Annotated in this window: 14 protein-coding genes; 4 read left to right on the forward strand and 10 right to left on the reverse strand. The window is 39.4% G+C overall.

Going from position 1 to position 13,470, the window contains the following annotated elements; genetic code table 11:
- Positions 1-3: 3 nt before the first annotated feature.
- Positions 4-1,179, reverse strand: coding sequence for an efflux RND transporter periplasmic adaptor subunit (locus AC1EU2_RS18505; protein ID WP_480299755.1), 1,176 nt, complete (start codon positions 1,177-1,179; stop codon positions 4-6).
- A 293-nt stretch (positions 1,180-1,472) separates the two neighbouring features.
- Here AC1EU2_RS18505 and AC1EU2_RS18510 point away from each other — a divergent pair, with 293 nt between their 5' ends.
- Complete coding sequence (locus tag AC1EU2_RS18510; protein WP_480299756.1) at positions 1,473-2,684, forward strand: MFS transporter; 1,212 nt, start codon at positions 1,473-1,475, stop codon at positions 2,682-2,684.
- Between the two features lie 328 nt (positions 2,685-3,012).
- Here the strand turns inward: AC1EU2_RS18510 and maiA are convergent, their stop codons facing one another.
- The 5 genes from maiA to phhA form a co-directional block, all read right to left on the reverse strand.
- A complete protein-coding gene (maiA, locus tag AC1EU2_RS18515) occupies positions 3,013-3,663 on the reverse strand; it encodes a maleylacetoacetate isomerase (RefSeq protein ID WP_480299757.1) in 651 nt (216 codons plus the stop codon).
- A gap of 61 nt (positions 3,664-3,724) precedes the next feature.
- Positions 3,725-4,711 carry a fumarylacetoacetate hydrolase family protein gene (locus tag AC1EU2_RS18520; RefSeq protein WP_480299758.1) on the reverse strand — a complete coding sequence of 329 codons (987 nt, stop codon included), beginning with the start codon at positions 4,709-4,711 and terminating at the stop codon, positions 3,725-3,727.
- A gap of 117 nt (positions 4,712-4,828) precedes the next feature.
- Positions 4,829-6,379 carry a transcriptional regulator TyrR gene (gene tyrR / locus AC1EU2_RS18525; RefSeq protein ID WP_204999162.1) on the reverse strand — a complete coding sequence of 517 codons (1,551 nt, stop codon included), beginning with the start codon at positions 6,377-6,379 and terminating at the stop codon, positions 4,829-4,831.
- Positions 6,380-6,612: 233 nt separating this feature from the next.
- Positions 6,613-6,951, reverse strand: a complete 339-nt coding sequence (locus AC1EU2_RS18530) for a 4a-hydroxytetrahydrobiopterin dehydratase (RefSeq protein WP_204999161.1) — start codon at positions 6,949-6,951, stop codon at positions 6,613-6,615.
- A gap of 28 nt (positions 6,952-6,979) precedes the next feature.
- Complete coding sequence (gene phhA / locus AC1EU2_RS18535; RefSeq protein WP_480299759.1) at positions 6,980-7,774, reverse strand: phenylalanine 4-monooxygenase; 795 nt, start codon at positions 7,772-7,774, stop codon at positions 6,980-6,982.
- A gap of 244 nt (positions 7,775-8,018) precedes the next feature.
- On the opposite strand from phhA, the gene galE reads away from it, so the two are divergent.
- From galE to AC1EU2_RS18550, 3 genes are all read left to right on the forward strand, one after another.
- Positions 8,019-9,032, forward strand: a complete 1,014-nt coding sequence (gene galE, locus AC1EU2_RS18540; RefSeq protein WP_480299760.1) for a UDP-glucose 4-epimerase GalE — start codon at positions 8,019-8,021, stop codon at positions 9,030-9,032.
- A 9-nt stretch (positions 9,033-9,041) separates the two neighbouring features.
- Positions 9,042-9,554 (forward strand): ferredoxin-type protein NapF, encoded by a 513-nt coding sequence (napF, locus tag AC1EU2_RS18545; RefSeq protein ID WP_480299761.1) that lies wholly within the window; start codon positions 9,042-9,044, stop codon positions 9,552-9,554.
- Positions 9,555-9,659: 105 nt separating this feature from the next.
- On the forward strand, positions 9,660-10,070 hold the full coding sequence (locus AC1EU2_RS18550; RefSeq protein WP_480299762.1) for a bactofilin family protein: 411 nt from the start codon (positions 9,660-9,662) through the stop codon (positions 10,068-10,070).
- Between the two features lie 11 nt (positions 10,071-10,081).
- On the opposite strand, the gene AC1EU2_RS18555 is transcribed toward AC1EU2_RS18550, so the two are convergent.
- From AC1EU2_RS18555 to cysQ, 4 genes are read right to left on the reverse strand one after another with little or no spacing between them, the layout of a single operon-like run.
- Complete coding sequence (locus AC1EU2_RS18555; RefSeq protein WP_480299763.1) at positions 10,082-10,741, reverse strand: DUF2982 domain-containing protein; 660 nt, start codon at positions 10,739-10,741, stop codon at positions 10,082-10,084.
- On the reverse strand, positions 10,731-11,471 hold the full coding sequence (locus AC1EU2_RS18560) for an ElyC/SanA/YdcF family protein (RefSeq protein WP_480299764.1): 741 nt from the start codon (positions 11,469-11,471) through the stop codon (positions 10,731-10,733). Before AC1EU2_RS18560 ends, AC1EU2_RS18555 begins: the two co-directional genes overlap by 11 nt.
- A gap of 5 nt (positions 11,472-11,476) precedes the next feature.
- Positions 11,477-12,382 carry a fructokinase gene (gene mak, locus AC1EU2_RS18565; RefSeq protein ID WP_480299765.1) on the reverse strand — a complete coding sequence of 302 codons (906 nt, stop codon included), beginning with the start codon at positions 12,380-12,382 and terminating at the stop codon, positions 11,477-11,479.
- Positions 12,382-13,182 (reverse strand): 3'(2'),5'-bisphosphate nucleotidase CysQ, encoded by an 801-nt coding sequence (gene cysQ, locus AC1EU2_RS18570; protein ID WP_480299766.1) that lies wholly within the window; start codon positions 13,180-13,182, stop codon positions 12,382-12,384. The genes mak and cysQ overlap by 1 nt, the downstream gene beginning before the upstream one ends.
- Positions 13,183-13,470 lie beyond the last annotated feature (288 nt).

Genomic DNA, 13,470 nt, shown 5'->3' on the forward strand with positions numbered 1-13,470 from the left:
CTCTTAGTCCTGTTCAGCTTCTTCGGCATCTTCTACTGGTTTAGGTTTCTTTTTATCACCGGGCAGTGCAAGCGCCATGCCTTCTAATGGATAATCGAGTGCAGACACAATAAGCTTATCTCCGGCTTGTAGGCCTTCAGAAATAATCGCTTGTTTGCCTCGTTCACGCAGAATCGATACCGGTTTTAGCTTCAGTAGTTGGTCTTCACCTAAAACAGAAACATTGCCTTCGACAACTAAATGGCGCGGAACAATAACAACTTTCCCAGCTTTATCACCAGTAATTGAAGCCGTTACATATGAACCAAATTTAAGAACAGGTTTGTCAGAGTTAATACCATAAGGGTCAACAACTTGAGCCACTAAATACGTCATGCGACTATTACTATCCACAACCCCTTCTGAACGTATGATCTTTCCTTGCCAAGATCGCGCTTTGCCAGCTAAATTGGTTTGGATAGTGACTTCAGCATTTTTTCCAGTGCGTTCCAAATAAGCCAATTCTTTATCTGCAACAGGTAGTCTCACTTCCGCAGTATCAACACTGATGGTTTTACCTAGAGTCGTTCCCGTGTTTACGTATGAGCCTAAACCAATATTACGAGCTTCAACCAACGCATCATACGGTGCACGAATAACAGTACGTTCAACATTTCTTTTTGCTCGTTTTAACCCAGCTTCTGCTGATTTTAAACGTGCAATCTCTTGCGCAAGTTGAGGTTTACGTAAACTTAATTCTGTTGGTTTACCTTGTGAAATCTGAGCCCACTCTCTTTCTGCAACCTTACCTTGTGCTTTCTCTTGCACTAGAGTTGACTGTGCATTGGCTACCGAAGCTTCAGCTTCAATAAGTGCAGCTTCGTAATCACTAGGGTCAATCTTTGCGAGTATGTCACCTTTGCGTACAAATCCACCTCGAACAAAAGCATCAGACACATGTAAAATTTGACCTGAAACCTGAGCAACTAGCTCTGTTTCGTATTTACCTGTTACAACACCGTAAGAGTTAATGGTGTGGGTATAATCTATTGGTTGTACTTGCTCCACTGTTACCACAGGACGATTATCCACTTCAGGCTTTTCAGCTGGCGGCTTCTTCATTGAAGCAAAACCGATCGCAATTAAAATGGCGCCAGTTAATACTGCAACTGGTAAAAATATTTGTTTCTTAGTTGCCACACGAGTGTCCTCTTTTATGCTCCCTTCGGGATATTTTTAATTTTATTCACTCTGATGAGTTCTGCGTTCCGTTGCGACTCAATAGTAAGAGTAATTTTATTGTGGATATGATAATCAATATCTGTGAACAAAGATGTCTCTAATTGTTACGGATTGTGTCAATAATTTTATCCCAAAGTGAGTTACGAAATGATGTCAGTTTTAAAGGAACAAATTATTTTATAAACTTTTATATTTACTTATTAAAATTAAAGATTAAGATATAATCCAGAGAGATAAAATAAGAAGCTAAAATGAAAAGCGAAATAAGCACTCAAGCAAACAGTATTCTCGGCGTAACCCTTCTGGTTACACTGTTAAGCGTGGCAGGTATCGCCCTTCCTTACCCTATACTTGCGCCTTTATTTGAAGAAGGGTTGAGTCCGCTCACTCATTTTATGTCATTACCTAAAGAGCTGTTATTTGGTATCGTCATTGGCATTTACCCTTTAGGGGTAATTATTGGCTCAAGTTTCATTGGTGCTTTGTCTGATAGACAAGGGCGAAAACGAGTACTCACGGTCACCATGCTCGGCAGCTCAATCAGCTATGTATTAACAGCAATGGCCGTTTATAAGGGTGACTACCTTTTATTCTGTTTGTCTCGATTTATTACAGGCTTGCTGGAAGGTAACGTAGCAATCGCTCGAGCTATTGCCATCGATTTACATCCTACAATTCATAAAACTAAGAGTTTATCTTGGATAAGCGCAATGGGATTTGGCGGTTACTTGGTAGGTCCTCTTGCAGGAGGGCAATTAGCATCTCAAGGTATCGATGTAGTATTCCTATGGGCAGCTCTTGCTTGTTTTATTGCAACCATATGCTGTTATTTCTTGTTACCAAACTCTTTAAATCGCTCTGTGCATAATGCAGAAAAAGGATCCAGTTTAATTCTGTTAAAAGAAGCACCTCTGAGACGATTCTTTTTAATCTATTTCTTATTGATGCTTGGCATAAATATTTATTACGAATTTTATCCTGTCTGGCTGGTAGAAAAATTATCTTACGACCCTTCAAGTATCGGTTGGGCAACCGTATTTATCACCAGTTGTATGTTGATTCAGAGCACACTATTAAATCCCAAGTTACAAGAAAAAGTAACAACAGCTAAAGGGAGTTTAATCGGTATGTCATTTGTTGCATCAGGGTTATTTATCATGCCTCTCATTGAGCAAAGTTGGTTTTGGGTTTCTTTTGCTTTAATCGGAATGGGTGTTGCGATTTATAATGGATTTCTCACAAGTTATATTTCTACTGCCTATGAAGATCGAGCCCAAGGAAGCTTAATGGGCATGATGGTAACCATATTTTGTGTAGGAAACTTAGCAGCGGCTGCCATTGGCACGTTATTACTGTTGATCAAAGTTGATTACACATTAATTTTTGCTTCGCTATCAGTCATATTAGCTTGCTTAATGTTTTATCGAGGTCACTATAAATTAACACTTTGGGGCGACAAATAATTATCTTTTGAATACGGTAGTATCGCTTCCTGATCAACTGATTAGGAAGCGAAAAACGCCAAGGAACTATCCCATGATAACTTCTCTGGTTTGCTGTTATTTAGTTTTAACTTCTACCAGGCGGAGAAGGTGTAGTGTAGTGACTCTACATGAGCCTTTGACAACGCAGTAGAAGCAAAAACTAAATTCAGCCCAAAGGGTTACGCTTAAAAATTGTCACTCTCTGCGTTACTCATCATTTATTTAGAATCACTAAACATCATTCTTCATGCCTTGATAGTGACAATTTTAAGCAGTAACAAATCAAGAAGTTATTTAGGGGCAGTTCCTAAACTGCATCATGTTGGTTTTCTGGCAATGCTTTTTCGAATGCCTCAAGTTTATGGCACTCATTCCAAATGCGCTCTATGTTTGGGTAATCAGCCAAAGGCACATTAAATCGCTTCGCATTGTAGATTTGTGGAATCAAACAAATATCAGCTAGGGTGACTTCGTTACCAAAACAATATTTACCACTGTGTGTCTCTAACATTGACTCCAAGGCATGAAACCCTTTATGAACCCAGTGGTGATACCATGCGTTTTTAGCATCGTTATTGACATTCAATTCATTAGACAAATACTGAAGAATACTTAAGTTATTTAAAGGGTGAACATCACAAGCCACCAGCAAGGCCATACTTCTCACTATCGCTTTATCTGCATAAGCTTGGGGTAATAAAGTGACATTCGGATATGCATCGTCAAGAAAATCTAAAATAGCTAATGATTGTGTCAGTTTAAACGGTTTCCCATCTAATTCTGTTACTAATGTCGGTACCAATTCTTGAGCATTAAGTTTGCTATATTCAGCCTTATGTTGCTGACCACCATCTTTAACCAAATGCACTGAAATATGTTCAGCATCAAGCCCTTTTAAATTGAGTGCGATTCGAACACGATAAGCTGCACTTGAACGCCAATAACCATAAAGTTTCATTATATTCTCCTAACAAAACGGGGCTAGAAAGCCCCGTTTTTATTGTCAAAATCTAATTAGATTATGCTTTGTATTCAACAACGGTTTGATCGATTGTGCCAAAGATACTGTTACCTTGTTCATCGTTCATTTCGATGCGAACTTTATCGCCAAACTTCATGAATGACGTTGTTGGTTTGCCGTCAGCAATCGTTTCTAGCATACGCTTTTCTGCAAGACAGCTCGAACCTGCACTGCGGTCATAGTTTGAAATGGTGCCTGAGCCAATAATTGCACCAGCGCCCATTGGTCGAGACTTAGCAACATGTGCGACAAGTTGTGCAAAGTTGAACGTCATATCAACGCCAGCATTTGGTTGACCAAATAGCTCGTCATTCAAATGCGTGATAAGCGGTAAATGAACCTTAGCATCTTGCCATTTATCACCTAACTCATCAGGTGTGATCGCTACAGGAGAAAAGCTGCTTGAAGGTTTTGATTGGAAGAAACCGAAGCCCTTCGCTAATTCACCAGGAATCAGGTTTCTTAGTGATACATCGTTAACCAGCATCAGTAGCTTAATGTGCTTAACAGCATTATCAGCTGAAACACCCATTGGCACATCATCAGTGATCACTGCGATTTCAGATTCGAAATCAATGCCCCATTCTTCGCTACCCAATTCGATATCAGCCTTTGGCGCAATAAAGCTATCTGAACCACCTTGATAAACGAGCGGGTTTGTCCAGAATGTTTCTGGCATTTCTGCACCACGCGCTTTACGTACTAATTCAACGTGATTTACATAAGCACTGCCATCAGCCCATTGGTAGGCACGAGGTAACGGCGAATGGCATTTACTTTCATCGAAATCAACAGCATTGTCCATTTGGCCTTCATTCAATGCTTCATACAACTCTTGCAGTTGTGGCTGTAATAAATCCCAAGAATCCATAAGCTGTTGCATTGTTTGCGCAATAGCTGGAACCTCAACTGCTTTTGATAAATCACGGCTAACTAACATTAGTTGACCATCACGGCGGCCATTTTCATACGTTGCTAATTTCATGGAAACTCCTCAATTCTTTGCAGGGTATAGAGATACCCCAAAAGGGCACAAAAAGAAATAGTGTGAACAATGTCACACTATTTCTTTTTTCACTAATTCGTAAATCATATTTGCCAATTATTTCTTCTTGGTGATTTTGTAGTCACGAAGCTTATTAGCAATAGCGGTGTGCGAAACACCTAGTTTCTTTGCAAGCTGACGAGTGCTTGGATAAGCGGGATATAAACGTCTTAATAAGCTCGCTTCGAATTGCTTCATTGCATCTTCTAAGCTCCCTTCAAATTCGTTATCGAAATATCCAAAACCTTCAGCATAAGAAGGCAATTTTAATTGTTCTACTTCTAGTTCGTTACCGCCACTGTGCATCGACACGGCTCTAAAAATTGCATTTTTAAGCTGTCGAACATTTCCCGGCCATGCATATTTCAAAATAACATCTTTACAGTGAGCCGAAATGCGTCGTGTTGGACTTGATAGCTGTAAACTGTAATGTTCAAGGAACATTTCAGTTAGCGGAATAATATCAAGTTTACGCTCTCTTAATGCAGGAAGGTGATAGCTCAACACATTTATCCGGTAATACAAATCCTCTCTAAATGCACCTGATTGGCATAGCTCAGCAAGGTTTTCTTGAGTAGAACAAATGACACGGATATCAGCCCTGATCTCTTTATTTCCGCCAACTCGACGAAATGAGCCATCTTGAAGTACTCTTAATAATTTAACTTGAGCTGCGGCTGACATCTCGGATACTTCATCAAAAAATAATGTTCCGCCTTTAGCTTCATCGATGTAACCGCGCTTTACTGTCACCCCTTGTTCACAAAGCCCAAAAAGCTCTTCTTCTGCGACTTTATCGGGTAATGCTGCACAATTAACAGCAATGAAAGGTTGTTCACGCCTCATACTTGCATCGTGACTGGCTTTCGCCATGAGCTCTTTTCCTGTCCCCGTTTCACCAGTGATCAATAATGGTGCATCTAATTGAGCCATACGCTGCGCTGTCTTTAAAACAGCTTTCATCTTGTCGCTGACCGCTAATACAGAATCAAAGCCCGTAATTTGGTTTTGTAATGCATTGAACTGTTTGCCGACTCTCGCGGGTGATTTTAAAGAAACTACAGCACCAACGAGTACAGGCTCATCACCAAAATCAGAATCTTCTTGAGGTAGGAAGAGAGGCAACATTTCCGCTAAGTAATCACTTTGGCCAATTTGCACTCTTGCCGCTTGAGCTAATACTTCAGGTTCTGACAACCAACGGCTAAAACTAAAACCATTTATCCATTGATTAAGTTGCTCACCAATCACTTCATTTTCGGGCGTTTCTAATACCATCAAAGCGGATTCATTAATAATTCTAATTCTCGCTTTAATATCGATTGAGAAGACTAGATCTGGCAAAGTAGTAAGAAGCGTTTTGAGAGCATAATGTTTTTGCTCTGAAGGCATAAAGGCAGCTGTGCGAACATCGGTAACACCTTCAACTTTTCTCAATTGAGGCATTAACTCACTTAACACTTCAAAACCGACCTCGGCAAATTGAAGGTAAATAAAACCAAAATTACTGGCATCAATGGCAAGTAGGTTTATGCCATAACGCTCTAACACTTCAAGGATGTCTTTAGCGAGTCCCACACGATCGTTACAACTGATTTCCAGACGCATAGTTTGATATTCCCTTACATTTTTAGGGTAACTCTCTATCTCACCCACTTGTTAGCGTTGAATTTGAAAGAGTCCTAGAACTAAAAAATGTCTATACGGTAGTGTTTTATACGTTGAGTGGCAAGTCTCGTTTACAGATATTTTGTTTACAAAAAAAAATAATCAACACATTAACTCAGTAACATGCTGATTATTTTATATAAAAGCTAGATTAACTATAGATAAATTACAGATTAACCAAACAACTGATCAGTTTTTGCTGCACAAACAAAATCATTTTTATGTAGGCCTTTAATCGAATGAGACCACCAAGTGATCGTCACTTTACCCCATTCAGTAAGTAGGCCTGGGTGATGACCTTCTTCTTCAGCCATATCACCAACAGTATTGGTAAATGCAATCGCCTGTTTAAAGTTTTTAAACTTGAATACACGCTCAAGTTGCATGATTCCATCACGAACTTCAACATGCCAATCTGGTACCATTCTTACAAGCTCTGCAAGTTCAGCATCAGTCACTTTAGGTGCATCACCATGGCAAGACACACACTTCATTTCAGATAATTCAGACATTGTTATTTTCTTTCCTTTAAATCAACGTTTAACTTGCCTTGGCTTTAGGCTCAAACTTTGGCGCAAAAAGGCCTAATTCACGTGCTTTAGCAACCGTGCCCATAATGTCCATTTTTGTAATTTCATCTAAGAAATCCAAATTTTCAATGACATAATAAATCGGTTGCATAATATCAATTCGATACGGTGTACGCATCACATTGAGTAAATCAAAATCATGATGTTCAGGCTTCTCACTCAACGAGTACATTGTTTCGCCCGGAGAACTCAAAATACCACCACCATAGATTTCATAGTTATTCGACTCTGACTTCATCAAACCAAATTCAACGGTGAACCAATACATTCTCGCCAGAAATACTCTTTCCTCTTTAGATGCGGCTAACCCTAGTTGACCATACACATGAGAGAAGTGGGCAAAAGATGGGTTGGTTAACATTGGGCAATGGCCAAATATTTCGTGGAAAATATCCGGCTCTTGCAAGTAATCAAACTCTTCTTTTCTACGAATAAAAGTTGCTACAGGAAACTGTTTCGACGCCAGTAGTTCAAAAAACTTACCAAAACCGATTAGCGCCGGAACGGCTGCTGTTTTCCATCCAGTAGCATCAAGCAGTACTTTATCAATTTCACCAAGCTGAGGAATTCTATCTTTTGGCATATTAAGAGCATCAATCCCCTCCAAATACTCTTTACATGCTCGACCTGGTAAATTGACCTCTTGTCGAGCATATAACTGGCGCCATACATCATGTTCTTCATCGCTATAATGAAATAAACCTGATGCGTCAGGTTCATGGGAAATGTACTTTGTGCCTTTCATAGCTCTATCTTCTTATCAATATGTTATCTCTTCATACTGTGATATGAATCGTCGTTTGTTAACTCAAACCGCTGTTAAAATTGACTTACATCAATCAACATTTGTAAACCAAAGATTACAATTGAATTATTTTCCTTTCTATTTCTTAATGTTAGTCATTCCATCATTATTTGTTGATTTCTATTTAAAGTGAATAGAAGTACAATCTGAGATAGATAAATCGATAATAAAAAGGATGGTTTGAATGGCTGTATTGGTCACTGGTGGAACTGGGTATATTGGAAGTCACACGGTTGTAGAACTATTAAATAATGGTGAAAATGTCATTATTTTAGATAATCTGTCAAATTCGTGTGTTGCGGTATTAGAGAGAATCGAGCAAATTACTCAAGGGAAACAAGCGACATTTTATCAAGGTGACATTCTCAACAAGCCATTACTTCAAAAAATCTTCACAGATCACCAAATAGATTCAGTGATTCATTTCGCTGGCTTAAAAGCTGTCGGCGAATCAGTACAAAAGCCTCTCAAATATTACGAAACTAACGTTACCGGAACCATGATTCTCTGTGAAGTAATGCAGCAATTTAACGTTAGAAATATAGTGTTTAGTTCATCTGCAACGGTTTACGGCGACCCTGCTACATTGCCAATAAAAGAAGACTTTCCGATGAACCCAGAAAGTCCTTATGGCCGTTCAAAATTAATGGTTGAAGAAGTGCTTTCCGATCTATACGTTTCAGATAATTCATGGAATATTGCACGTCTTAGATATTTTAACCCAGTTGGCGCCCATTCCAGTGGTTTGATTGGCGAAGATCCAAATGATATCCCGAATAATTTAATGCCATTTATCTCACAAGTTGCCATTGGTAAAAGAGAGAAGCTATCAATCTTTGGCGGTGATTACCCGACACATGATGGAACAGGTGTGAGAGACTATATTCATGTAGTTGACTTAGCCATTGGCCATCTAAAGGCGTTAGATAAACTAAGGCAATTCCCAGGTTTAGTAACTTATAACCTTGGCACAGGTGTTGGCTGTAGTGTTTTAGATATGCTCAAAGCTTTTGAAGTGGCATGTGAAAAAACACTACCTTATGAAATCGTTGCAAGACGTTCAGGCGATGTTCCTGAGTATTATGCTGATCCTGCTTACGCTCAAAAAGCTCTGAATTGGGAAACAACACACTCCATTCAAGACATGGCAAACAGCACTTGGAAGTGGCAGTCACAAAATCCAAACGGTTATAAATAGAGGTAATTCATGGCAAGTGGTTTTAGCCAAAATAGACGCAGCTTATTTCGCCGTGGTTTAGGCCAAAAAAGAAATGACAATGCAATTCGTCCACCATGGGTCAACCCTGAAATTATTTTTGTGGACGAATGTACTCGTTGTGACAAATGCATACCTGTTTGTGAAACTAACGTCATCTATCGTGGTGATGGCGGCTTTCCTGAAGTTTCATTTAAAAATGGTGAATGTACTTTCTGTCAAAAATGCGTATCTGCTTGCCCTGAGAATGTGTTCGATACCACTCAAGAAGAACCTTGGCGTGTAAAAGCTTCAATACAAGATTCATGCTTGGCGCACTCTGGTGTTTGGTGCCAAAGCTGCAAAGACTATTGTGACGTTGAAGCCATAAGCTTTGAATATCGTGTGAACCAAGCACCTCTCCCTCAAATCAATATCGATCTGTGTACAGGCTGTGGGGCATGCTTAGAACCTTGCCCTAATGATTCAATTTCGTTTACTAAGCAAAATGAAAATAATGAGTAAAATAACTTTAGAGATTAATCAAACCTGTCGCTAACTTACTTATAATTGAACAATTAATCAGAGCAAGGTAATATCACCTTACCTGTATAAAATTAAAGCAGAACTATGTTTGGAAAAAAGAACGCTTCTTCTGAATTAACCTACATCGCTCAAGGCACAAAACTCACTGGCGAATCTATTTTTTCTGGTGATGCTCTTATCGGCGGTCACGTTGTTGGTAACGTATCTTCTAACAGTCACGTTATTGTCGAGTTAGAGGGCATTATTGATGGCGAGGTTAGCTGTAAAGAAATAAAAATATCTGGCAAATTCAAAGGGAAGCTTTTTTGCGAAAAGCTGATCATTACTGCGACAGGAATTTTTGAAGGCGAAGTAAATAGCGCAAGTATAGAAATTTTTGATGGTGGACAATTTGTTGGTACTCGGATTAGTGCAAAGCCAACGCATCATTCACTTGAAGAGCCTGAAACACGCAATATAACGCCAAATATCACCCCGATTGAACAAGCTCAGTGATCAACTGAGCTTCACTTTTTTGCCTTTTGTAGTTCTCTTATCAACTTAATGAACGCTTCTGGTTCCCTATCTAGGCAATCTATTGGCATGTACAAGTGGTACCCTAAGTGCTCATCCAACATCAAACACCTACGGCCAAACATCGCTAAAATCCCTCTGTAGCGTTCATCATTTACCGTTAACGGCATAAACTCATGATTTAAATATGACTCAAGAGCTTCTTCGTTATTGGCTTGAGCACCTGCCGTCATAAGCAAAGAGCGTTGCTCAGTTAGTAGTCCAGTTGCTAATCTTGGTGAGACGGTATCCAAAACGGGATTAATCGCTTTGAGTTTAATTGCTATATAAGGTAACTCGATCAAATTAGTCCCTTTTGTCACCCTAGGAATATCAATGCGCTGAATATTATCCCAATGCACTTCTGTCGACCCACGACGGTGAAAGTACTTAATTCCTTCACTATTAATTTTGAAACTCACTTTAGGCTCTATTTGCTTAGCAACACCCAAAATAAAACAAACTGCGCCTGCGGCAAATAAAATTAACCCTTGTGCAAACCAACCACCATGGATGAAAAGTGTAAACGCTAAAAGTAATCCGACAGCACCGATTAACGTGTAAACCTGCCCGTTCTCATTACCTTCAGGTGAAATTATTACTTCAGAATTCACCAAACCAACCTTTTATGTTAATCCAAGCCATACCAATGTATTCATGCATCGCCCTTTGAGCACTCAGTAAATAGTTTGCAGAGAGTTCATGCCATTGCGTTGTGACCGCAAAATCCGTCGGTGCGGCCTGAGGCATTAAGCCTTTATCTTTGAAAATCATCATAGCTCGTTTCATATGAGTCGCAGAGGTTACTAACCTAAACGGATGATTATCTAAAACACTCTTCGCATACTCAGCTTCTTCAATCGTATCTTTAGCTAATGGAAACTGAATAATTCTATCTTTAGAAACGCCTAATTCTTCAGCAGCTTCAGCAGACACTTCAGCATGACTTCTCACAGAATGACCTTTATATCCGGATACGATTAAATAACAATTATTCCCTAGTTTAGTTTGCCGTATCCCTTCTATTAATCGAGCTAGCCCGGTATTCGACAACTGCTGAGTTGCCGGTAGCTCCGTATAATCATTATGCCCACTTCCAAGCACCATTACATAACATTTACCGTTTATTGGTTTGCTATTTACGGTAAAGCTAGTTTCCAGTGGGCTGACCAAGTAAGTATGAGATAGGTGAGAACTTAAGAAGATGATACTCAAAAATGCTACAGACAAAATAACCCGTGCGAATTTTGGTCGATAAATAAATAACCAAGCAACGCCAATTAAGATAGTAATCAATGACAGTGGCATTAAAAACTTTGAAATGATCTTCTTAAGAGCAAACATGTTACTTATCCTTCAGATTTTGCCCAAAGCCAAGCTGCACCACGAACACCTGATGAGCAGCCAAACTCATTTTTTAGAACCGGTGTTTTACATTCTCGTCCTAAAACATATTGTGGCAACAATTCAGGTAATTGCTTGTAAATCTCATCTACATTCGACATTCCACCACCTAAAACAATGGCGTCAGGATCTAATACATTAATCAAATGCGCTAAAGCACGTGCAAGCCGATCAAGGTAACGAGTAAATACCTCTTGAGCTAATGGTTCACCATCATGGTAGCGACTCATGATCTCAACACCTGATGTTACTTTTTTGCCATGTGAATTATAATCACGAACAAAACCTGTGCCGCTGATGTATGTTTCAATACAATCATGATTGCCGCAAAAACACTGTGTTGATTGATGTTCATCTTCAGTCATCCACGGTAAAGGGTTATGCCCCCATTCGCCACCAATGCCATTTCCGCCACCATGTACTCGACCATTTATGGAAATACCACCTCCACAGCCAGTGCCTAAAATCACTCCGAAAACAAGTCCTTTACCAACGGCTGCACCATCGGTAGCTTCTGAAACCGCAAAACAATTGGCATCATTCGCAACTCGTACTTCACGATCTAAACGCTCGCTTAAATCCTTATCTAGCGGGTGATCGTTAATCCATGTTGAGTTAGCGTTTTTAACTAAACCAGTAAAGGGAGAAATAACACCGGGAATACCAACTCCAACATGTCCAACGACACCTAAAGCTGACTCCGCTTCGTGAACTAAAGCGACAATTGTCGATAGCGTAGCTTGATACTCTCTAGGTGTAGGAACACGCTTTCGAAACACCTCTTTGCCATCACGGTCTAAGGCAACTAATTCTATTTTTGTTCCACCTAAATCAACACCAAAACGTACCATTAAACTTCTTGCTCCATATTGTATTCACTGCAATTTTTTGAACGAGCCAAAAACTGAGGATTTAGTATATTTTTCTTCTGATTATATTTTAGAGGTTCACTTGAATTTAATAACGTCACTGAGCCACCAGCTGCAGTAAGAACCGCTTGCCCTGCTCCGGTATCCCACTCACTCGTAGGCCCTAAACGAGGATATAGATGTGCTTCACCAGAAGCTAGCAAACAGAATTTTAAAGAGCTGCCAACCGATACAAGATCATAATCATCAAATTGCAGTAAATAGTTTGACATTTCAGGACTCTGATGAGAGCGACTTCCAACAATTGTAAATTTAGAGGATGGCAAGCATTTATCAGTCAATGACACTGTCCTATCATTTTCATTACACCATGCGCCCAAGGCTTCTGAACCATAAAAACAACGATTTAAAGCGGGGGCATAAACTACGCCTGCAATAGGGTTACCATCCTGAATCAGAGCTATATTAACCGTAAACTCGCCATTTTTATTGATAAATTCTTTAGTACCATCAAGGGGATCAATTAGCCAATAACGCTGCCAAGCTTTGCGCTCTTTCCAAGGTGTGAGCACTGACTCTTCAGATAATATTGGAAGACTAAAAGGAAGCTTATTTAAGCCTTCAACAATGGCTTTATGAGCGGCTAAATCAGCAGCTGTGACAGGAGTAGCGTCTGCTTTTGTAGAAATTTGGACATCACTTTGATGATAAAACTTCAAGATGACTTCGCCAGCTTCAATTGCAATATCGCAAACTTTTTTTAGCTGCTCAAGAGTTAACATAATTCAATGCAACACACTGTTTTTGAAAGTTGTGTGATTATGCCATTAAACAATAAGAAGGAAAACTAAGCATACGTATTCAAATAATTAAAAGTAGAAGGCTTTAACTTAAAAGAAATGGCCTCCCTATAAAAAAGGCTTTGTCGCTATATTAATTATACTGTTAACTTACTTTTGTCCATGTTCACCTTTAATGAAACTCAACCTAATTAGGGTCTGTTGATCTTTCAGGATTAAATTTTGTGCTATTTTAGCGTTTACCTGTTCAAGGCGTGAGCAGTGAAGCTT

This window comes from Parashewanella sp. 2304DJ23-3 (genome assembly GCF_056591695.1).